This is a genomic window from Kitasatospora sp. NPDC054768, from assembly GCF_053612025.1.
In genome coordinates, this window is record NZ_JBSHBN010000026.1 from 1 (window position 1) to 21,869 (window position 21,869).

General features: G+C 75.4%; 14 protein-coding genes. 9 read left to right on the forward strand and 5 right to left on the reverse strand.

Annotation, left to right across the window (positions count from 1 at the left end):
* A partial coding sequence (locus ACWGKU_RS10750; RefSeq protein WP_452191404.1) for a DEAD/DEAH box helicase occupies positions 1-1,826 on the reverse strand: 1,826 nt, incomplete at its 3' end.
* A 688-nt stretch (positions 1,827-2,514) separates the two neighbouring features.
* Between ACWGKU_RS10750 and ACWGKU_RS10755 the strand changes: the two genes are divergently transcribed.
* Complete coding sequence (locus tag ACWGKU_RS10755; protein ID WP_049660234.1) at positions 2,515-3,243, forward strand: ferritin-like fold-containing protein; 729 nt, start codon at positions 2,515-2,517, stop codon at positions 3,241-3,243.
* 26 nt (positions 3,244-3,269) lie between these two features.
* Here ACWGKU_RS10755 and ACWGKU_RS10760 read toward each other — a convergent pair whose 3' ends face one another.
* The 3 genes from ACWGKU_RS10760 to ACWGKU_RS10770 form a co-directional block, all read right to left on the reverse strand.
* Complete coding sequence (locus ACWGKU_RS10760; RefSeq protein WP_359903512.1) at positions 3,270-3,596, reverse strand: hypothetical protein; 327 nt, start codon at positions 3,594-3,596, stop codon at positions 3,270-3,272.
* Positions 3,597-3,731: 135 nt separating this feature from the next.
* A complete protein-coding gene (locus ACWGKU_RS10765; RefSeq protein ID WP_359903510.1) occupies positions 3,732-3,959 on the reverse strand; it encodes a DUF3107 domain-containing protein in 228 nt (75 codons plus the stop codon).
* 131 nt (positions 3,960-4,090) lie between these two features.
* Entirely contained in the window at positions 4,091-4,753 is a 663-nt protein-coding gene (locus tag ACWGKU_RS10770; protein ID WP_359903508.1) for a TetR/AcrR family transcriptional regulator, read from the reverse strand.
* Positions 4,754-4,974: 221 nt separating this feature from the next.
* Between ACWGKU_RS10770 and ACWGKU_RS10775 the strand changes: the two genes are divergently transcribed.
* From ACWGKU_RS10775 to moeZ, 5 genes are all read left to right on the forward strand, one after another.
* On the forward strand, positions 4,975-5,877 hold the full coding sequence (locus tag ACWGKU_RS10775; RefSeq protein WP_452180913.1) for an alpha/beta fold hydrolase: 903 nt from the start codon (positions 4,975-4,977) through the stop codon (positions 5,875-5,877).
* Positions 5,878-6,402: 525 nt separating this feature from the next.
* Entirely contained in the window at positions 6,403-8,034 is a 1,632-nt protein-coding gene (locus ACWGKU_RS10780) for a DUF3492 domain-containing protein (RefSeq protein WP_452180914.1), read from the forward strand.
* Entirely contained in the window at positions 8,034-9,137 is a 1,104-nt protein-coding gene (locus tag ACWGKU_RS10785; RefSeq protein WP_452191406.1) for a hypothetical protein, read from the forward strand. Before ACWGKU_RS10780 ends, ACWGKU_RS10785 begins: the two co-directional genes overlap by 1 nt.
* Before the next feature lie 136 nt (positions 9,138-9,273).
* Complete coding sequence (locus ACWGKU_RS10790) at positions 9,274-10,263, forward strand: NAD-dependent epimerase/dehydratase family protein (RefSeq protein WP_380350169.1); 990 nt, start codon at positions 9,274-9,276, stop codon at positions 10,261-10,263.
* Between the two features lie 228 nt (positions 10,264-10,491).
* Positions 10,492-11,670 carry an adenylyltransferase/sulfurtransferase MoeZ gene (moeZ, locus tag ACWGKU_RS10795; protein ID WP_452177983.1) on the forward strand — a complete coding sequence of 393 codons (1,179 nt, stop codon included), beginning with the start codon at positions 10,492-10,494 and terminating at the stop codon, positions 11,668-11,670.
* Positions 11,671-11,761: 91 nt separating this feature from the next.
* On the opposite strand, the gene ACWGKU_RS10800 is transcribed toward moeZ, so the two are convergent.
* The gene (locus tag ACWGKU_RS10800) at positions 11,762-14,524 is read right to left on the reverse strand and encodes a flippase-like domain-containing protein (protein ID WP_452177982.1); all 2,763 of its coding nucleotides are present in this window, start codon (positions 14,522-14,524) and stop codon (positions 11,762-11,764) included.
* Between the two features lie 135 nt (positions 14,525-14,659).
* Between ACWGKU_RS10800 and ACWGKU_RS10805 the strand changes: the two genes are divergently transcribed.
* The 3 genes from ACWGKU_RS10805 to ACWGKU_RS10815 all read left to right on the forward strand — a co-directional run bounded on the left by ACWGKU_RS10805 (position 14,660) and on the right by ACWGKU_RS10815 (position 21,790).
* A complete protein-coding gene (locus ACWGKU_RS10805; protein ID WP_380350175.1) occupies positions 14,660-15,010 on the forward strand; it encodes an MGMT family protein in 351 nt (116 codons plus the stop codon).
* 134 nt (positions 15,011-15,144) lie between these two features.
* Positions 15,145-18,465, forward strand: a complete 3,321-nt coding sequence (locus ACWGKU_RS10810) for an ATP-dependent helicase (protein WP_401054236.1) — start codon at positions 15,145-15,147, stop codon at positions 18,463-18,465.
* Between the two features lie 58 nt (positions 18,466-18,523).
* Positions 18,524-21,790 (forward strand): UvrD-helicase domain-containing protein, encoded by a 3,267-nt coding sequence (locus tag ACWGKU_RS10815; RefSeq protein WP_452177981.1) that lies wholly within the window; start codon positions 18,524-18,526, stop codon positions 21,788-21,790.
* The last annotated feature ends 79 nt before the right edge of the window (positions 21,791-21,869 follow it).

The window sequence follows — 21,869 nt, forward strand, 5'->3', positions numbered from 1 at the left end:
CCGGCACCGGCTGTACGGCGGGATCGCGCTGCAGCCGGAGCCGTCTCGACGGCCTCCGCCTTCGGCTTGCGGGCCCGGGTCGCCTTCTTCACCGGAGCGACGGCCTCGGCCACGTCGGCCTCGGCGGCCGGAGCCGTCTCGGTGGTCTCCGCCTTCGGCTTGCGGGTCCGGGTGCGGGTGGCCTTCTTCGCCGGGGCCGGGGCCTCGGTGACCGCCTCGGTGACCGCCTCGGCAGCGGCCTCGACGACCGCGGCGGCCTCGGCGACGACGGCCTCGGCGGCCGGGGTCGACTCGACCGCCACCGCGGCCTCGGCCGAGGCGGCACCGCCGCGCGAGCGGCGACGGCGACGGCGCGGAGCGGCCTCGTCCTCGGCGCCCTCGACGGCCGGGGTCGCCACGGCGGCACCGGTCACGACGGCAGCGGCCTCGCCCTCGGCGCCGACCGCCGTGCCCCGGCGGGTGCGGCGGCGCTCGCGGGTGCGGCGCGGCTGCTGCTCCTCGGTCTCGGCCGTGGCGGCGCCGGCGCCCGGACGGCCGGAGCCGCCCTGGCCGCCGCGTCCACCACGGTCACCGCGCTCACTGCGGTCACTGCGCTCACCGCGACCGCCGCGGCCCGAGCGGGCGCCGCGTCCACCGGTCTCGCCGAGGTCCTCGACCTCCTCCGCGTTGAGCCCGGCGCGGGTCCGCTCAGAGCGCGGCAGGACGCCCTTGGTGCCCGGCGCGATCTTCAGCAGCTCGTACAGGTGCGCGGAGGTGGAGTAGGTCTCCTCCGGGTCGTTGAACGGCAGGTCCAGCGCCTTGTTGATCAGCTGCCAGCGCGGGATGTCGTCCCAGTCGACCAGGGTGACGGCGGTGCCGGAGGCGCCGGCCCGGCCGGTGCGGCCGATCCGGTGCAGGTAGGTCTTCTCGTCCTCGGGGCACTGGTAGTTGATGACGTGGGTGACGCCCTCGACGTCGATGCCGCGGGCCGCGACGTCGGTGCAGACCAGCACGTCGACCTTGCCGTTGCGGAAGGCCCGCAGGGCCTGCTCGCGGGCGCCCTGGCCGAGGTCGCCGTGGACCGCGCCGGCCGCGAAGCCGCGCTGGGTCAGCTGGTCGGAGACGTCGGCGGCGGTGCGCTTGGTGCGGCAGAAGATCATCGCCAGCCCGCGGCCGTCGGCCTGCAGGATGCGCGAGACCGTCTCGACCTTGTCCAGCGAGTGCGCACGGAAGATGTGCTGCTCGATGTTGGCGACGGTCGCGCCGGTGTCGTCCGGGGCGGCGGCCCGGATGTGGGTCGGCTGGCTCATGTACCGGCGGGCGAGGTTGATGACCTGGCCCGGCATGGTGGCCGAGAACAGCAGGGTCTGCCGCTTGGCCGGCAGCATGGTGATGATCTTCTCGACGTCCGGCAGGAAGCCGAGGTCGAGCATCTCGTCGGCCTCGTCCAGGACCAGCGCGCGGACCTTGGACAGGTTGAGCTTCTTCTGCCCGGCCAGGTCCAGCAGGCGGCCCGGGGTGCCGACCACGATGTCGACGCCCTTGGTGAGCGCCTCCACCTGCGGCTCGTACGCCCGGCCGCCGTAGACGGCGAGGACGCGCACGTTGCGCACCTTGCCGGCGGTCTGCAGGTCGTTGGTGACCTGGGTGCACAGCTCGCGGGTCGGGACGACGATCAGCGCCTGCGGGAAGTCGGAGAGCTGGTCCTCGGTGGCCCGGCCGGCGTCCACGTCGGCGCGCACGATGGCCCGCTCGATCAGCGGGAGGCCGAAGCCGAGGGTCTTGCCGGTGCCGGTCTTGGCCTGGCCGATGACGTCGTGGCCGGTCAGCGCGACCGGCAGGGTCATCTCCTGGATGGGGAAGGGGTGGACGATGCCGACGGACTCGAGCGCCTCGGCGGTCTCCGGGAGGATCCCCAGTTCCCGGAACGTCGTCTTGATGGGTTCAGCGGTGGTGGACAGGGTGCTGCCTCTTCCGTTTTCGAAAGGGCCGAGAGCGAGCGGCGGGCGGGCAGCCGCGCGGCTGCCTACGGGCCTGGCGGCCCTGATACAGCTGCGCGGACGCACAACCGCGCCGGTCCCTGCGGCCGGCCGGTGCGCGCTGCCCTGGTGCGGGGCGCGTCGCCGGCGGCGTCGGGGAGGATTCCCGTGAGGGACCTGCGCGGGACCTCCGCCTCGGGGCGTGGTCTCGGCGGCCCTCGCTCGGCCACTGATGCGGTGCCAAGGCTTGAAGTCCAAGCCATGGTCGGAGCCGATCGGCTCTCCGACCGGGCATCCGCGTACGTGAGTACCCGTGCCTCCGGTGCGGACACGTCCGGCTGGACGGTGCCACTACGGAGGGTTCGCGCGGGGTACCGAGACGGCGGTGACACCATGCGAACACGACGGGCTCCGTACCACCATACAGTCAGGCGACGACTCGAACACGTGACGCGTCCGACATTGCCCCCGGCAACTGCCACCGGAGCGGCCGGTCCGGCCGGTCACCGGGCGTGCCCGGGCACGGGGCGGCGGGGCGGGACTAAAGTTGCGGGTCATGGAGACCCATGGTGAGACGCAGGACGCGGCGGCCGGCTCGATCGGGGACTGGGCCGCGTGCTCGGCCGACCCCGGCTACCGGGCGGCGGTGCTGGACCTGCTCGGCGCGCTCGCGTACGGCGAGCTCAGCGCCTTCGAGCGGCTCGCCGAGGACGCCAAGCTGGCGCCCGACCTCGCCGACAAGGCGGCGCTCGCCCGGATGGCCTCCGCCGAGTTCCAGCACTACCAGCGGCTGCACGACCGGCTCGCCGAGGTCGGCGCCGACCCGCAGGAAGCGATGCGGCCCTTCGTCGAGCCGCTGGAGCTGTTCCACCGGATGACGGCGCCCTCGGACTGGCTGGAGGGCCTGGTCAAGGCCTACGTCGGCGACGCCATCGCGACCGACTTCTACCGCGAGGTGGCCGTCCGGCTGGACGACGACACCCGTGACCTGGTGCTGAGCGTGATGTCCGACACCGGCCACGCCCAGTTCGCCGTGGACAAGGTCCGCCAGGCCATCGAGGCCGACCCGCGGGCCGGCGGCCGGCTCGCCCTGTGGGGCCGGCGGCTGATGGGCGAGGCGCTCAGCCAGGCCCAGCGGGTCGTCGCCGAGCGCGACGCGCTGTCCAACCTGCTGGTCGGCGGCGTGCAGGTGCAGGGCTTCGACCTGGTCGAGGTCGGCAAGATGTTCAACCGGATCACCGAGGCGCACACCAAGCGGATGGCCGCCCTCGGCCTGGCGTCCTAGGAGTCCTCGGGCCGCCGACGGGTTCCTCAGGCCGCCCGGTGCCGCCGCGACGCGCGGTGGGCGCCGGGCCGGTGCGGGTGGTGCCGGTGCGCCGGGGCGCGCCCGGCGGCGAGGTCCGGCCGGGCCAGCAGCGAGGTGAGCACGCCCGCGGCCACCGCCGCGGCCGCGACGGACACCGCGGGCTGGCGCCCGTCCACGCCGAAGTGCGCGACCACCCCGCCGACCAGCGCCGCCGCCAGCGCGGTGCCCAGTGTCAGGGCCCGGGCGGCGCGGAAGTACGCGGGCAGGGCCAGCAGGGCGGCGCCGCCCGTGACCAGGCCGACGAGGGCGAAGGCGATCGACTCGACCAGCAAGGCTGCCTCCCGGGGAACGGGCGTGCGGCACCGGCGCCGCACCCTCGCCGTACCCCGCCCCACCCGGTCGTACACGCGACGGTGCCCCGCTCCCTCGCGGGAACGGGGCACCGGACGATCCTGTGCGGCGACGCCTCAGGCGGTGCCGAAGCCGACCTTGCGGGAGGCCGACTCGCCGATCTCCACGTACGCCAGGCGCTCGGCCGGGACGATGATGCGACGGCCGTGCTCGTCGGACAGCGCGAAGATCTTCTCCGAGCCCTCCAGTGCCTTCGCGACCGCGCTCTGGACCTCATCGGCAGTCTGCGAGCTCTCGATCACGATCTCGCGAGGCGCGTTCTGCACGCCGATCTTGACCTCCACGGCTTCCGTCCCTCCGGGGTTGCAGCCTCCACGCACGGGCACCGGACCGCCTGGGACAAGCGTTCGCGGCGACCGTGCCGTACGGCTTCACCATAGAGCACCGGATCCCCGGCCCGACGAAGGTCGGTGGATCAGCCCTGGTGGGCGGCACCCTCGCCGGACTGCTCGCCCGGGTGCATCGGGAAGCCCTTCAGGCCGCGCCAGGACAGGCTGGCGACCAGCCGCACCGCCTCGTCGCGGGGGATCTCCAGGCCCTGCGAGAGCCAGTACCTGGCGGTGATCTGGGCCAGGCCGCAGACCCCGGCGGCGAGCAGCTTGGACTCCGCCTCGGGCAGGTCGGTGTCCTCCTGGATCACCTTGCTGACCAGCGTCGCGCTCGCCTCGGAGGCCCGCTCGACCCGCTCGCGCACGGCCGGCTCGTTGGTCAGGTCCGACTCGAAGACCAGCCGGAAGGCGCCGGACTCGCTGGAGACGTAGTTGAAGTACGCCTCCATGGTGTTGGCCACCCGCTGCTTGTTGTCGTTGGTCGCCGACAGCGCCTCGCGGGTCGACTCGACCAGGGCGTCGCAGTGCTTGTCCAGCAGCGCCAGGTAGAGCTCCAGCTTCCCGGGGAAGTGCTGGTAGAGCACCGGCTTGCTCACCCCGGCGCGGTCGGCGATGTCGTCCATGGCGGCCGCGTGGTAGCCCTGCGCGACGAACACCTCCTGGGCGGCACCGAGCAGTTGTTCACGGCGGGCGCTTCGCGGCAGGCGGGCACCGCGCGGGCGCTCCTGCGCCTCCTGGATGGCCGTCACGGCGCTCCTCACTTCGGGGTCTGTTCGCTGCTGCAGGATGGCCGATTCTACTTTTCGGTAACCGCGCCCGCGTTCGGCGAAGGCGAGAAAAGACGATCGGCCTGGTTGTCAGGAGCCCACAATACGGCGCTGACCTCGGCCTCGGCAGTGGTGGGACGGAGGCGGCCCACGGCCCGACCACCCCGGCGCTTCCGGGGCGGGGCTCACTACCATCGTCCACCATGAGCAGCGCTGAGCAGCAGGTACGTACGGTCGAGGTCCCCGGCGCGGTGCTCGCGGTGCACCGGCCCGCCGCCGACGGCGTCGCCGACGGGCGCGAGCCCGGGCTCTTCGTGCACGGCCTCGGCGGCTCGGCCGCCAACTGGGAGGCCCTGATGGGCCGGCTCTCCGGGTACGTCGACGGCGAGGCCGTGGACCTGCCCGGCTTCGGCCGCTCCCACCCGCCCACCGACGGCAACCTCACCGTCTCCGGCCACGTCCGCGCGGTGATCGGCTACCTGGAGGCCTCCGGCCGCGGCCCGGTCCACCTGTTCGGCAACTCGCTGGGCGGCGCGGTCGCCGTCCGGCTGGCGGCCGTGCGCCCGGACCTGGTGCGCAGCCTCACCCTGGTCTCCCCGGCGCTGCCCGAGTTGCCCCCGCAGCGCTCCGCCTGGCCGACCGGTCTGCTCGCGGTGCCCGGCGTGCCCGCGGTGCTGCGCCGGCTGTCCGCGGGCGGGCGCGACGCGGAGGCGGCCACCGAGGACCTGCTGCGGCTGGTCTACGGCGCTCCGGAGGGCCTGAGCCCGGAGACCCGGGCCCAGGCGGTCGCCGAGTACCGGCGCCGGCTGGAGGTGCCGCACGCGATGCAGGCGCTGGTCGGCTCGGCCCGCGGCATCGTCTCGGCGTACACGGAGCGCGGCGACCAGGCGCTGTGGCGGCAGGCCGAGCGGGTCGGGGCGCCGGTGCTGCTGGTGTACGGGCTGCGCGACAAACTGGTCTCCTACCGCTCGGCCCGCCGCGCCTGCGCGGCCTTCACGGACGCCCGGCTGCTGGTGCTGCCGGAATCCGGGCACGTGGCGATGATGGAGCACCCCGACGAGGTCGCCCGGGCGGTACGGGAGCTGATCGCGCACACCGCCGGCTGAGCGCACGTCACCGGCCGAGCGCACGGCGCGGGTGGGGCGCGCGCCGCGGCGGGCCGATCGCGCGCCCGGGCGGGGCCGCGCGGGCGGCCGCGCATACCGCCCGGTAACGGCCCGGATCGGGTCGAGGTCACGGCGGTTCACTCGATCAGGTGGCAGGCAGGCATGTGACCGATGGATCGGCCAGGGCCGGTCCTACCTTTCTGCTGTCGGACCGAACAGGTGTGGGGGAGTCGCGGCCGCCGGAGGAACCGGAGGGCGGCCGCGGCCGAGGGGTTCCGGCGGGCCGGGCCCGACCGCCGAAGCGGGCGGGAGCCCGGGGGAACGGAACGCGGCGCGGCCGCGACCGGGCCGCCGGCGGGCCGCACGGAGGCACCGCGGCGCCGACCCGGGCCGACCGGACCTCCCTTCCCCGACCGTTCCCGCCGTCGTGCGGGGGCGCCCCGGGCGACCGCCCGGGCCGCCCGGAAATCCGTCGATCCGTCCGTGATCCCGCCCAGCGAATCCGCTCTGCCCTGGAGGTCTCCCGTGCGCGTTGCCCTGCTCACCGAGGGTGTCCGTCCGCATTCCCGGCGTGGTGCCGGGGGCTGGTGCGAGCGGCTGGCCGAGGGCCTGCCGGAGCACGGGTTCGAGCTGTACCTGCTGACCGGCCCGCGGCCGGGGCCGGTCCGGCGGGCCCCGGACACCGCGGAGCGGCTGCCGGCCGTCCTGCGCGGCCCGCACGAGCTGGCGCTGTGGGGGCGCCGGCCGGGCGGCCGGGCGCCGGGCGCGGTGCGCAGACGCCGGTACGCCGGGGCGTACGAACAACTGGTGCGGGCCCTGGTGCTGCCCGCGGAGAGAGCCGGCTTCGGGCCCGGGCTGTACCGGCTGGCGGCGCTCGCCCGGGAGGACGGCACGCTGCCCGCCTTCCTGGCCTCCGCGCACGCCCGCCGGCTGCTGGAGCGGATCTGGCGGCTGCCCGGCGCGGACACCTCGGCCGGGCAGCCGCTGGTGTGCGACGTGCTGGTCGCGGCGGACCTGCTGGAGCAGTGCCTGCGCCCGCTGTCCGCGCCCTGGTACGGCACCGGCCCCGGCGGCCTCGGCGCGGCCGACCTGTGCCACGTGGTCGGCGGCGGTCCGGCCGCGCTGCCCGCCCTGGTGGCCCGGCACCTGCACGGGGTGCCGTTCGTGGTCACCGAGCACGGCCTGCACCTGCGCGAGCAGTACCTCGGCTACCGCGAGGCGCCGTACCGGTGGCCGGTCCGCGCCCTGCTGCTGTCCTTCTTCCGGGCGCTCACCGGGGAGACCTACCGGCAGGCCGCGATACTCACCCCCGGCAGCGCCCACGACCAGCAGTGGCAGCGCCGCTGCGGGGCCGACCCGGCGCGCACCCGGGTGGTGTACGAGGGCACGCCGGCGGTGGACCGCCCGGCCGCCGGGCCGGAGCCCGCGGCGCCGACCCTGGTGTGGGCGGGCGCGCTGGAGCCGGGCCGGGACCTCGAACTCGCGCTGCACGCCCTCGTCCGGGTCCGCGCCGAACTGCCCGGCGCCCGGCTGGTGGTGTACGGCGAGGAGGCGGCGCCCGGCTACCGGGCGCACTGCGCGGCGGTGGCCGAACGGCTGGGGGTGGCCGCGGCGGTGGACTTCGCCGGGCGGCCCGGCTCCCTCGCCGGGGCCTGGGAGGCGGGCACGGCGACGGTCTTCTCGGGGCTCTCCCTGCGCAGCCCCCGGCTGCTCGCGGACGCGATGCTCAGCGGCCGGGCGGTGGTCTCCACCGATGTCGGGGTGGCCCGCGAGGTGGTCGGGCCGACCGGGCTGCTGGTGCCCGCCCGCGATCCGCGCGCCCTGGCCGGCGCCTGCCTGGCGCTGCTGCGCGACGAGGAGCGGCGGGGCCGGCTCGGGCTGGCCGGGCGGCTGCGGGCGCAGGAACGCTTCGCCGTGGAGCCGGTGATCGGCGCGTTCCGGGAGATCTACCTGGAGCTGGTCTCGCAGTACCCGGCCTTCCCCGGCGGCGGGGGCGGCGGGGAGGGCGGGCCCGCGCCGCGCCCGTTCGCCCGTCCCGCCGAGTACTGGCTGGCCGACGGCCCGCGCGGGGGCGGCACCCCGGAGGAGGGGAACGCGAACCCGGACGGGGCGCGGGAGCCGGCCGGGCGGCGGGCCGAACTCGCGGAGGCCCGCTGATGCCGGGCGGGACCCTGCTCGGCGGCAGCGCGGACCCGGTGCGCGAGGTGATGGCGGAGCACCGCGGGCTGTGCGAGCGCGCCGTCGACCCGCTGGAGATCGCCGCCGGGCTGGAGGAGGCCGGGCTCGGCCCGGACACCGCCGCCCGCTGCCGGCACGCCGACCTCTTCTCGCTGGCCGAGGAGCTGTACGCCCGGGTGCCCCGCCGCCCGCCGGCGCCCCGGCCGGTGGAGCGGCGGTCGGGCGGAGCCGCCGCCCGGGCCGCGCTGACCGCCGCCGCGCTGGCCGCGCTGCCCTGCGCGGGGGTGGCCGCGCTCGGGCCGCGCTGGCCGGTGCTGCTGTCCGCCGCCGTCCCGCTGGTGCTGCTGCCCGCGCTGACCGCGCCGTCCCCGGCCGATCCCGGCCCGCCGTGCGCCGGACCCGTCCGCCCGCCGGACGCCCTGGGGCCGGGGCCCGCCGGGGCACCGGCGCCCCGGCCGCTCCCGGGCTCCCGGCTGCGCCCGGCGGCGCTGGGCCACGGGCTGGGCCTGGCCGCGCTGCTGCTGCTCCCCTCGGCCGTACCGGGCGGGGACCGTCCGCAGGCCGTCGCGCTGGTGCTGGCGGCGGCGGTCTCGGCCGGGGCGGCCGAGCGGACGGCCCGCTGGTACCGGCAGGTCGGCCGCGGCCACCTGGGTACGGCGGGCACCCTGGCCGAGTTCCGGGCCCGGATGCGGCCGGTGCTCCCGGTCGCGCTGGCCCTGCACCTGGCGGTGCTCGGGGTGCTGAGCTTCGCCGCGCTGGCCGTGCTGGCCGTCGTCGCGCCGCGCCCCGGGCCGGGCCACGGCGGCGGGCCGCTGCACCTGGCGGTCGAGCGGGCCGGCCCCGCCCAGTGGGCGGCGCAGGGCGTGCTGGGCCTGCTGCTGGTGCTGCCGGTGCTGCTGGCGCGGTGCGGCCGGACGGCCGCCGCCGCGGCGGCGGCGTCGGCCGGGGCCGCCGCGGTGCTCGGGCCGCTCGCCCTGGGGCGCTCCGCCCCGGAGGCCTGGCTGCTCGGCGGCGGCACCGTCGCGGTGGCGCTGCTGGCGTACGCCGGGGCGGTGCTCGGCCGGGCCGGCTCGCACCGCTGAGCGCCGTCCGCCGACACCGTCCACCCGCTCCGTCGCTCCACCGCGGGGATCCGCCGCGTGATCCCCGCTCTCGTCCCGTTCGTTGAACTCAGTCCGCCAGGTCGTCCCGAACTGGCTTCGTGGAAGGACACCCCCGATGAGGGTGCTGCTGCTGGGCGCCGACGGCTTCATCGGCCGCCGGGTCACCGATCGTCTGCTGATGGACCAGGAGTTGCAGGTGACGGTGCTCGGCCGGCGCGACTCGGCCGACATCCGCTTCGACCTGACCACGGGGAGCCCGGGCGCGCTGGCCCGGTTCCTGGACGCGGTCGCGCCGCAGGTGGTGATCAACTGCGCGGGCGCCACCTACGGCAGCTCGCGCACCCTGATCCGGTCGAACACGCTGGCCGTCGCGACCGTCTGCGAGGCCATCCGGCGCAGCCGGGAGCCGGCCCGGCTGGTGCACGTCGGCTCGGCCGCCGAGTACGGGCCGGTGCCCGGCGGGGTGCCGGTGTCCGAGCAGGCCGAGCCGCGGCCGGTCGGCCCGTACGGGGTGTCCAAGCTGGCCGGGACGGAGCTGGTGCTGGCCTCCGGGCTGGACGCGGCGGTGCTGCGGGTGTTCGACGTGGTGGGCCCGGGGGCGCCGACCGCCTCGCTGTTCGGGCGGCTGGCCGAGGGCCTGCGGCGGGCGCTGGAGCGGGACGAGCACCAGGTGCGGATGCCGGACCTGTCCGGATACCGGGATTTCGTGGACGTGCGGGACGTCGCGCGGGCCATCCGGGCGGCCGCGGTGTCGGCCGCCACCGGGGTGATCAACATCGGCAGCGGGCACGCCGTGCGGGCCCGGGACGCGGCCCAGCTGCTGGTGCGGGCCTCGGGCTTCGAGGGGCAGATCGTCGAGGAGAACCGGCAGGTCCTGCTGCCCGCGCAGGCTGCCGGGGCGGGCGGCGACCACCTGCCCGGCCACCACCTGCCGGGGCACCGGCCGGAGGGGCACCGCCCGGAGGGCCGGGCGGTGCCGGGCGAGCCGGTGCCGTGGCGGCAGGCGGACGTGCGCACCGCCCGGGACCGTCTCGGATGGCGGACGCAGGTGCCGCTGGAGGAGTCGCTGGGCGACGTGTGGCTGGAGACGGCCTGCCGGGTGTGAGCGTGCCGCGCGGTGCCCCGGGCCCGTCAACCACGGGCTCGGGGCGCTTTTCCGGGGCCCCGCCGCCGGTTCCACGATCCGGTGCCGCCCGTCTCGCCCATCGGACGGGCTGTCTCGGAATAGCGAGGGGGCGTGACACTGTTGGCCTAGACAGCCACCCGAGTGGCGGAGCAGCAACCCGCAGCGCGGTTGGCCCTGGCCACCCGAACAAGACCCATCGGAGTCCCCGTGTCGTTGCCACCCCTGGTCGAGCCGGCCGCCGAGCTCACCGTTGACGAGGTCCGCCGGTACTCCCGCCACCTGATCATCCCGGACGTGGGCATGGCGGGGCAGAAGCGGCTGAAGAACGCCAAGGTGCTGTGCGTCGGCGCCGGCGGCCTCGGCTCGCCGGCCCTGCTGTACCTGGCCGCCGCCGGTGTCGGAACGCTGGGCATCGTCGAGTTCGACGTGGTCGACGAGTCGAACCTGCAGCGCCAGGTGATCCACGGTCAGTCGGACATCGGCCGGTCCAAGGCGGAGTCGGCCCGCGACTCGGTCAAGGAGATCAACCCGTACGTCGACGTGGTGCTGCACGAGGAGCGCCTCGACAACTCCAACGTCATGGAGATCTTCTCCGGCTACGACCTGATCGTGGACGGCACCGACAACTTCGCCACCCGCTACCTGGTGAACGACGCCGCGGTGCTGCTCGGCAAGCCGTACGTGTGGGGCTCGATCTACCGCTTCGACGGCCAGGCCAGCGTGTTCTGGGCCGAGCACGGCCCCTGCTACCGCTGCCTCTACCCGGAGGCCCCGCCGGCGGGCATGGTCCCCTCCTGCGCCGAGGGCGGCGTGCTGGGCGTGCTGTGCGCGTCCATCGGCTCGATCCAGGTCAACGAGGCGATCAAGCTGCTCGCCGGCATCGGCGACCCGCTGGTCGGCCGGCTGGTGATCTACGACGCCCTGGAGATGAACTACCGCCAGGTGAAGGTCCGCAAGGACCCGAACTGCGCCGTCTGCGGCGAGAACCCGACGGTCACCGAGCTGATCGACTACGAGGCCTTCTGCGGCGTCGTGTCGGAGGAGGCGCAGGCCGCCGCCGCCGGTTCGACCATCACCTCGCAGCAGCTCAAGCAGTGGCAGGACGACAAGGAGGACATCTACCTCATCGACGTCCGCGAGCCCGGCGAGTACGAGATCGTCAACATCCCCGGCGCGGTGCTGATCCCGAAGAACGAGTTCCTGATGGGCGACGCGCTGGAGAAGCTGCCGCAGGACAGGAAGATCGTGCTGCACTGCAAGTCGGGCGTGCGCTCGGCCGAGGTGCTGGCCGTGGTGAAGGCCGCCGGCTTCGGCAACGCCGTGCACCTGGGCGGCGGCGTGCTCGGCTGGGTGAACCAGATCGAGCCGCACAAGCCGGTCTACTGACCGACGCCCCCACCGTGGAAGGGCCCGCCGTCCGGCGGGCCCTTTTCCGTGCTCCGGTGCGCGCGGGGAGGTCGGCGGTGCCCGGGGCGGCTCAGAGCGCCTTCTTGCGCTGGAGCACGTTGTAGGCGATCCAGCCCGGCAGCACCGGCAGCCAGAAGGTGAGCGCCCGGTAGAGGAAGACCGCCGGGGTGGCGATCGTGGGGGAGACGTCGGCGACGGTCAGGGCGCCGATCAGGGCGACCTCGACCGGGCCGATGCCGCCGGGGGTGGGGATCGCCGAGCCGGCCGCGTTGGCGGTCAGGAAGACCACCGCGACGGCCGAGAAGCTGACGTCGCCGCCGAAGGCCTGCACCGAGAAGTCCAGGCAGGCGGTGAAGGAGAGGGTCAGCAGCAGGATGCCGCCGAAGCCGGTGACCAGCTTGCTGGGCGTCTGCATCAGGTCGAGCATCCGCGGCACCACGCCGAAGAACAGCGAGCGCAGCCGGCCCAGCACGAACCGGCGCAGCGGCGCGACGGCGGCCACCACCAGGGCGAGCACGGCGGCGCTCAGCACGCCGATGATCACCGCGCGGGAGGCGGAGAGGTCGCCGTTGGTCTGGCTGCCGGTGATCAGGCCGAAGCTGAACAGCAGCAGCAGGTGCCCGGCCAGGCCCGCCAGTTGGGAGGCGCCGACCGAGGCCACCGCCTGGCCCGAGCGGATGCCGGCCCTCTGCAGGTACCGGGTGTTGAGCGCGATGCCGCCGATCGCGGCGGGGGCGACCAGCTTGACGAAGGAGCCGGCCAGCTGGGCGGCGACGGTGCGCCGGAACGGCAGCCGCTCGGGGACGAAGCCGGTCAGGCTCATCGCGGCGGCGACGTAGCTGAAGGCGGCGGCGAGCAGGGCGGCCGCGGCCCAGGCCCAGTTCATCTGGGAGAGCTTCAGCTGGGCCGGCTTGATGGTGGTCAGGGCCAGGTAGGCGGCGAAGGTCAGCGCGATCACCATGATCAGGCTCTTCGGCTTCAGCCGTTCCAGCTTGACCGGGGCCATCGGGGCCTCGGGGGCGATCTGGAGGATCTGGCCGCGGATGCGGCTCAGCAGGTCCTCGCCGGCCACCGCGATGTCCTCCTCGGCCTGCTGCTGGGTGCGCTCGCCGGCCGCGACCTGCTCCAGCGCCCTGGCCCGGGCGGCGGTCTTGCGCTCCTTGGTGAGCTTGGCGAGGTCGACCCGGGTGGAGCGGCTCATCCCGACCGGCTGGAGCAGCGGCAGCGCCTGGGCGACCCGCTCGGCGCCGAGCACCGCGTTGGCGGTGGCGACGGCGCGCTCCGGGCCGATCCGCAGCGCGAAGGTGGTGAGCAGCTGGGCGACGTCGATGCGCAGCGTCAGGTCGGTGGCGGCGATGTCGCCGCCGGAGAGGTTGACCAGGCAGCCGGTGCGCTCGTCCACCACCAGCAGCGACTCGCCGGTGAGCCGGCGGTGGGCGATCCGGCGCTCGTGCAGGGCGGCCACCGACTGCCAGACCGAGGCCATCACCGGGTCGGTGACCTCCTCGTCGGCCAGCTCGTCCAGGGTGCGGCCCTCGACGTTCTCGTACACCAGGATCGCGGCGTCCGGGCCGAGCTCGGAGGTGGCGACCAGCTGCGGCGCGCGGGCGCCCGAGGCGGCCGCCGCGTACGCGATCAGGGCCTCCTGCTCCAGCGCCTGGCGCAGCGACTGGGGGCTGCGGCGCACCGCGACCGAGCGCAGCCGCAGCCGCCGCCAGGCCCGGTAGAAGAAGCCGGAGGCCTGCTGCTCGCGGTCGATGATGTGCACGTCCAGCGGGGGGCCGCCCTGCTGGGTGACGTGGTAGCGGCGGGTGCCGCCGGGGGCGTCGGGGGCGCGCACGGCGCCGGCCGGGGTGAAGCCGACCTTGCGCAGGCCGATCATCAGGTGCTGGCCGGTGGGCCGGATGTTGGGGGAGCCGATCGCGTACAGCGTGCCGTAGGCGACGGACCAGCCGATCAGCACGGTGAGCATCAGCGACAGCGGGGTGGTGTAGCCGCCGAGCAGCTCGGTGACCCCGCTGAAGACCACCACCACCCACAGGGCGACCCGCCAGCGGGGTCTGCTCGACATGCCGACGGCGGTCATGTAGGCGATCACCGGGGCGAGGTAGCCGTGCACCGGGTCGGTGAGGGTGCCGTTGCTGTCCAGGGGCAGCCTGGTCAGCGCGTCCCGGGTGTGCTCGGAGGCGCCCTCGGCCACCCACCAGTCGATGCCGAGCGAGACGCCGTACGCCAGCACCGAGGCGAGCACGCCGTCGGCGACCCGCAGGCCGTCGCGTTTGATCAGCCGTTCGACGGCGAAGGCCAGCGGCACGGCGAGCACCGCGACGCTGGAGAGCAGGCCGGTGATGGTGGAGAACACCGCGGAGAAGTGCGGCGCGTTGGAGGCGATGTCCTGCTCGATGCCGCTGGTGGTCCCGGTGGCGATGCCGGCCAGCACGAAGACGGCGACTATCCCGAGGACGCCGGCCAGGAAGCGGATCAGGTCGGACGGGCGGTGCGCGCGGGCGGCGAGCAGCGGCTCGTCGACGTCCAGGTGCGGGGCCTCGTCCAGCGGGTCGTGGTCCGGCGGCTCGTGGTCCTCGGGCGGGACGGCAGGGGCCGTCGGGAGCGCCGGCTCCGGGGCCGAGGTGGTCTCGGCCGCGGGAGGGCCGGGCTGTCCGGGGGCCTTCGCGGGTGCGGGGGTCTTGATCGTTCGGTCCTTGATCAGGGAGACTTCCGGCGTCGGGCCCGGTTCGGGCCGGCCTTCGCTCTCGTTCCCGGGCGTCGACGGCACGGCGGAGGCGGACTCGTCGGAGTCCTTGTCCACGCCCACGTCAGCCGTCCCGGTCATCTGGTCTTGTCCTCGTATCACCACTCACCGCCCCGGAAGATGGTGGCATGCCCCGGCGTCCCGTGCGGGACAGGGGGCGGATCGGGCGCGGCGGATCGTACGCACCGGGCCACGGACGCGCCCCTGTAAGGAAGAATGCCGCAGGTGACGGACGCAACACACGACGGTCTTCCGGACGCCCTGCCGCCGTTCGCCGAACTGGTGCTCGACCTGACCGAGCGGATTCCACCCGGCAGGGTGATGACCTACGGCGACGTCGCCGAATACCTCGGCCAGGGCGGCCCCCGGCAGGTCGGCCGGGTGATGGCACTGTACGGCGGCTCGGTGCCCTGGTGGCGGGTGATCCGCGCGGACGGCCGCCTGCTGCCCGGGCACGAGCAGCGCGCCCTCGCCCACTACGGCGACGAGGGAACCCCGCTGCGCGAACTCGCCGACCCGCCCCGGGTCGACCTGAAGCGGGCCCGCTGGGACGGCGCGCAGGCGTAGGCCCGGCCCGGGTCGCATTGTGCCGAAACCGCCGCGCGGACGGGAATGACGGGGCAGGATCGTAGGCTCGGTACGGGCGGGCCCGACGGGTCCGCCTCCGCCGTGCCCCACCGTTCGACCCCCAGGACCAGTTCGTGAGCTCCCCCTACCGGCTCGTGCGCAGCCCGCTCGTCCAGCCCGACCCACCCGTGCTGGACGCCTACCAGCGCGCCGTGGTCGAGCACACCGGCGGGCCGCTGCTGGTGCTGGCCGGACCGGGCACGGGCAAGACCACCACCCTGGTCGAGGCGGTCGCCCGGCGGATCGAGGACGGCACCGACCCCGAGCGGATCCTCGTCCTCACCTTCAGCCGCAAGGCCGCCACCGAACTGCGCGACCGGATGTCCGGCCGGCTCGGCGGCTCGGCCGCCGCCCCGCAGGCCACCACCTTCCACTCCTTCTGCTACGCCCTGCTGCGCGCCCACCAGGACCCGGCGGACTACGCCGAGCCGCTGCGGCTGCTCTCCGGCCCCGAGCAGGACGTCATGGTCCGCGAGCTGCTGGCCGGCGGCGCCGAGGACGCCAAGCACGGCAGCACCCGCATCGAGTGGCCGCTGGACCTGCGCGCCTGCCTGACCACCCGCGGCTTCGCCGACGAGGTCCGCGCCGTCCTCGCCCGCAGCCGCGAACTCGGCCTCGGCGAAGCCGAACTGGAACGCTTCGCGCAGGGCGTCCAGCGCCCCGACTGGGCCGCCGCCGCGCACTTCCTGGCCGACTACCTCGACGTCCTCGACCTGCGCGGCGTCCTCGACTACGCCGAACTCGTCCACCGCGCCGTGCTGCTCGCCGAGCGTCCCGAGGTCGGCGAGCAGCTGCGGCGGCGCTACGAGGTCGTCTTCGTCGACGAGTACCAGGACACCGACCCCTCCCAGGTCCGGCTGCTGCGCCAGCTGGCCGGCGGCGGGCGCGACCTCGTCGCGGTCGGCGACCCGGACCAGTCGATCTACGCCTTCCGCGGCGCCGACATCAACGGCATCCTCGACTTCCCGCAGGCCTTCCGGCGGGCCGACGGCAGCCCCGCCGAGGTCAAGGTGCTGCGGGTCTCCCGCCGCTCCGGCGCCGTGCTGCTCGCCGCCTCCCGGGAAGTCGCCCGCCGGATGCCGATGGGCCGGCTGCCCGCCGACAAGCTCGCCCAGCACCGCGCCCTGCTGCCCTCCCGCGAGGGCGGCAGGGTCGAGGTCTACACCTACCCGACCCCCGGCGCCGAGCTGGACTCGATCGCCGACCTGCTGCGCCGCGCCCACCTGGAGGACGGCGTGCCCTGGGGCGAGATGGCCGTGCTCGTCCGGGCCGGCGCCCGCTCCATCCCCGGGGTGCGGCGGGCGCTCGGCGCGGCCGGCGTCCCGCTGGAGATCGACGGCGACGACCTGCCGCTGCGCGAGGAGCCGGCCGTCGCCCAGCTGCTGCTCGCCCTGCGGGCCTGCGCCGAGCAGGCCGCCCGGGACAAGCAGGGCGACCCGGACGCCCCCGACCCGCTCACCACCGACGTGGCGCACGCCCTGCTCACCGGCCCGCTCGGCGGCCTCGACGGCTCCGACCTGCGCCGGCTCGGCCGCGCCCTGCGCGAGGAGGAACGCGCCGCGCTGCGCGCCGATGGCCGCCCCGCCGCCGTCCCGCGCCCGGCCGCCGAACTGATCCGCGAGGCCCTCGCCGAACCCGAGCGCCTCGTCGCCCTCGACCCCGCGCACGCCCGCCGCGCCCGCGACCTCGGCACCCTGCTGCGCAAGGTCCGCGAACAGCTGGCCGGCGGCTGCACCGCCGAGGAGGCGCTCTGGGAGCTGTGGGACGGCAGCCGGCGCTGGCGCGAGCGGCTCGAACGGGCCGCCCTGCGCGGCGGCGCGGCCGGCCGCAACGCCGACCGCGACCTGGACGCGCTGTGCGCCCTGTTCGAGACCGCCGCCCGGGCCGAGGAGCAGGTCACCGGCCACCGCAGCGCCCTGGACCTGCTCGCCGAGCTCGAAGCCCAGGACATCGCCGCCGACACCCTCACCGTCCGGGCGGTGCGCCCCGAGGCGGTGCGCCTGATGACGGCCCACCGCTCCAAGGGCCTGGAGTGGCGCCTGGTCGTGGTGGCCGGCGTCCAGGACGGTCTCTGGCCCGACCTGCGCCGCCGCGGCTCCCTGCTGGAGGCCGACCGGATCGGCCGCGACGGCCTCGCCGAACCGCTCTCCCCGGGCGCCCTGCTCGGCGAGGAGCGCCGGCTCTTCTACGTCGCCGCGACCCGCGCCAAGGAGCGGCTGATCGTCACCGCCGTCAAGGCCCCCGCCGACGACGGCGACGAACCGTCCCGCTTCCTGCGCGAGCTCTACCGCGAGGACGTCGACCCCCGGACCGGCAAGGTGGTCCGCCGCACCCCGCCGGTCACCGTCGAGGACGTCACCCACCGCCCGCGCCGCCCGCTGTCCGTCGCCGCACTGGTCGCCGAACTGCGCGCCGTCACCGTCGACCCCGCCCGCTCGCCCGAACTGCGCCGCGCCGCCGCCGAACGGCTCGCCACCCTGGCCGCCGCTACCGACGAGGACGGGCTGCCGCTGGTGCCCGCCGCCCAGCCCGAGCGCTGGTGGGGCCTGGACGACCCCACCACCGCCCCCGAACCGCTGCGCAGCGCCGACGTGCCGGTCCGGCTGTCCGGCAGCGGGCTGGAACAGCTGGAGAGCTGCTCCCTGCAGTGGTTCCTGGACAAGGAGGTCAAGGCCCGCGGCGCGGGCTCGGCCGCCCAGGGCTTCGGCAACGTGGTGCACGCCCTCGCCGACGAGGTCGGCTCCGGCCGCACCCCCGCCGACCTCGCCGTGCTCATGGAGCGGCTGGACACCGTCTGGGACGCGCTGGCCTTCGACGCGCCCTGGAAGTCCCAGCAGGAGAAGACCGAGGCCCGCGCCGCCCTGGAGCGCTTCCTCAACTGGCACGTCCTGGAGCGCGGCCGGGACCTCGTCGCCACCGAGCACGGCTTCGACGTCACCCTCGACGTCGGCGGCGTCGCGGTGCGCATCCGCGGCTCGATGGACCGGGTGGAGAAGGACGCGGCCGGGCGCGCCTACGTGGTCGACTTCAAGACCGGCAAGCAGATACCCACCGACAAGTCGCTGCCCGAGCACAAGCAGCTCGCCGTCTACCAGCTCGCCGTCCGGGCCGGCGCCCTGAACGAGCTGCCCGGCTTCACCGGGCACCCGCCGGACACCGGCGGCGCCGAACTGGTCCACCTGCGCGAGCCCGCCGCCAAGGCCGCCTCGGACGCCCCCAAGGTGCAGCGGCAGGAGCCGCCGGAGGGCGAGCCCTGGATCGAGAACCTGCTCGCCGAGGCGGCCGGGAAGGTCCTCGCCGAGCGCTTCGTCCCGCGGACCGGCGCGGGCTGCGACCGCTGCGCCTTCCGCCGCAGCTGCTCCGCCCAGCGGGACGGCACCCAACTCGTCGAGTAGGGGGCGGGCGGGGAACGGCCGGGCGGGGTTTGTCCGTCGCTCCGGTTACGGTTGCGGGGTGACCGCCGTGCTCAGCCATCCCGACCAGCTCAAGGAGCTGCTGGGGATCCCGTTCAACCGGGAGCAGATGGCGGCCATCGGCGCCCCCCTGGAACCGGCCGTGATCGTGGCCGGCGCCGGCTCCGGCAAGACCACGGTGATGGCCGCCCGCGTGGTCTGGCTGGTCGGCTCCGGTGCCGTACGGCCCGAGGAGGTGCTCGGCCTCACCTTCACCAACAAGGCCGCCGGCGAGCTCTCCGAGCGCGTGCGGGCCTCGCTGCGTCTCGGCGGGCAGGGGGCACTCCCGGACGAGGACTGGGGGAGGGCGGCCGACCGGGCCGCCGCCGAGCCGCTCGGCGACCCGGAGATCTCCACCTACCACGCCTTCGCCGGGCGCCTGCTCAAGGAGCACGGCCTGCGGATCGGCATCGAGCCGGACGTCCGGCTGCTCGCCGACGCCACCCGCTTCCAGCTCGCCGCCAAGGTGCTGCGCACCGCCCGTGGCCCGTTCCCCGCCCTCACCGGCACCTTCTCCAACCTGGTCGCCGACCTGGCCGCGCTGGACGGCGAACTCGCCGAGCACCTGGTCGAGCCGCAGACCCTGCGCGAGTTCGACGAGCGGCTGCTGGACACCCTCGCCACCGTCAAGCTGACCAACGACGACCTGCGGGCCGTCCCGGTCACCGCCCGGGCCCGGCTGGAGCTGCTGCGCCTCGTCGAGGACTACCGGCGCCGCAAGCGCTCCGCCGGGCTGATGGACTTCGGCGACCAGATCGCCGCCGCCGCCCGCCTGGCCCAGCAGCGCCCGGAGGTCGGGGAGCTGCTGCGCGACCAGTTCAAGGTGGTGCTGCTGGACGAGTACCAGGACACCTCGGTCGCCCAGCGGCTGATGCTCGCGGGCCTGTTCGGCGCCCCCTCCGACGGCGCCCGCACCGGCGGCGGTCACCCGGTGACCGCCGTCGGCGACCCCTGTCAGGCGATCTACGGCTGGCGCGGCGCCTCCGTGGCCAACCTCGACGAGTTCCCCCGGCACTTCCCGAAGGCCGACGGCCGCCCCGCCGCCCGCTACGCGCTCAGCGAGAACCGCCGCAGCGGCGGCCGGCTGCTCGCCTTCGCCAACGAACTCGCCGCCCCGCTGCGGGAGATGCACGAGGGCGTGGAGGCGCTGCGCCCGGCCCCCGGCGCCGAGCGGGACGGCTTCGTGCGGGCGGCGCTGCTGCCCACCCACGCCGAGGAGGTCGACTGGCTGGCCGACTCGATCGCGCACCTGGTGCGCACCGGCACCGCGCCCGGCCGGATCGCCGTGCTGTGCCGCGGCGGCGCGGCCTTCCCGGACATCCACGCCGCGCTGGTCGCCCGGGAGGTGCCGGTCGAGGTGGTGGGCCTGGGCGGGCTGCTGCAGCTGCCCGAGGTGGCCGACCTGGTGGCGGTCTGCGAGGTGCTGCAGGACCCGACCGCCAACGCGGCGCTGGTGCGCCTGCTGATCGGCCCGCGCTGGCGGATCGGCCCGCGCGACCTCGCGCTGCTCGGCCGCCGGGCCGCCGACCTGGTGCGCACCGACCGGCCGGAGGGCGTCGAGGCGCTGGCCGCGGCGGTCGCCGAGGCCGATCCGACCGAGGTGGTCTCGCTGGCCGACGCGGTGGAGACCTTCCTGGACCCCTCGGCCGGTGAGGACGGGAAGCCGGACGAGCTGCCGTTCTCCGCCGAGGCCCGGGTGCGCTTCGCCCGGCTCGCCGTCGAGCTGCGCGAACTGCGGCGCTCGCTCGCCGACCCGCTGATGGACGTGCTGCACCGGGTGCTGTCCGTCACCGGTCTGGAGGTCGAACTCGCCGCCTCCCCGCAGGCCCTGGCCGCCCGGCGGCGGGAGACCCTGTACGCCTTCCTGGACGTCGCCGCCTCCTTCGCCGACCTCGACGGCGACCCGGGCCTGGCCGCCTTCCTCGGCTTCCTGCGCGCCGCCCAGGAGTACGACCGCGGCCTGGACAGCAGCCTGCCCGGCGGCGAGGACACCGTGAAGGTGCTCACCGCGCACAAGTCCAAGGGCCTGGAGTGGGACGTGGTGGCCGTCCCCGGTCTGGTGCGGGGCGCATTCCCGTCGTCGAGCCCGCGCGAACGCTGGACGAGCACCAAGCGGGTGCTCCCGCACGCCCTGCGCGGCGACGCCGAAACTCTGCCCGACGTGCGCGGCGGGTGGAACGGGAAGTCGATGGCGGCGTTCAAGAAGGAGCTGGCCGAGCACTCCGGCGTCGAGGAACTGCGCCTGGGCTACGTGGCGTTCACCCGGCCCAGGTCGCTGCTGCTGGCCTCCGGGCACTGGTGGGGGCCGAGCCAGAAGACCGTCCGCGGCCCGTCCGCCTTCCTGGAGCGGCTGCGCGAGCACTGCGAGCGGCCCGGCGCGGGCGAGGTCGAGCACTGGGCCGAGCAGCCGGAGAAGGGCGCCGAGAACCCGGCGCTGGCCGCCCCGGTCGAGCGCCCCTGGCCGCTGCCGCTGGACCCGGCCGCCCAGCACGCCCGCCGCCGGGTCGCCGGGGTGGTGCGCGCCCGGGTGGCGGGGGCGCCCGCCCCCGAAGCCGAGGAGACGGCCCCCGAGGACCAGCGTCAGGTCGCCTCCTGGGACCGCGATCTGACGGCGCTGCTGGGCGAGTTGGAGCGGTCCCGGCGCACCGCGCGGGACGTGCCGCTGCCCGCCGCGCTGTCCGCCACCCAGCTGCTGCGGCTGGCCGCGGACCCGGACGGCTTCGCGCACGAACTGGCCCGCCCGATGCCGCGCCCCCCGCAGCCGGCGGCCCGGCGCGGCACCCGCTTCCACGCCTGGGTGCAGTCCCGGATCGAGCCGCTGCTGCTGGTCGAGCCCGGTGCGCTGCCCGGCGCCGACGACGACGGCATCGAGGACGAGCAGGACCTGGAGCGGCTCAAGGAGGCGTTCCTGCGCACCCCGTACGCCCGGCGCAAGCCCCACCGGGTGGAGGTGCCGTTCCAGCTGGTGCTGGCGGGTCGGGTGGTGCGGGGACGGATCGACGCGGTCTACCGGGAGGATGACGCGTTGTCGGAATCCGGTGGTGCGTCACGCTACGAAGTGGTGGACTGGAAAACCCATCGGGAGGAGACCGCCGACCCGTTGCAGCTCGCGGTCTACCGGCTGGCCTGGGCCGAGCACGCGGGCGTCGATCCCGAGCAGGTCACGGCGTCGTTCCTGTACGTCCGCAGTGGCCGGATCGTCCGTCCGGCAGGACTTCCCGACCGAAAAGAGTTGGAACGGCTCCTGATCGGGAACAGTGACTATTGAGTCACGCAGAGCATCCAAGTCATCATGCCAGTGCCCGAAACCTGTGCGTCATGCACGTTTCGCGCCTATTGTGGGGTCG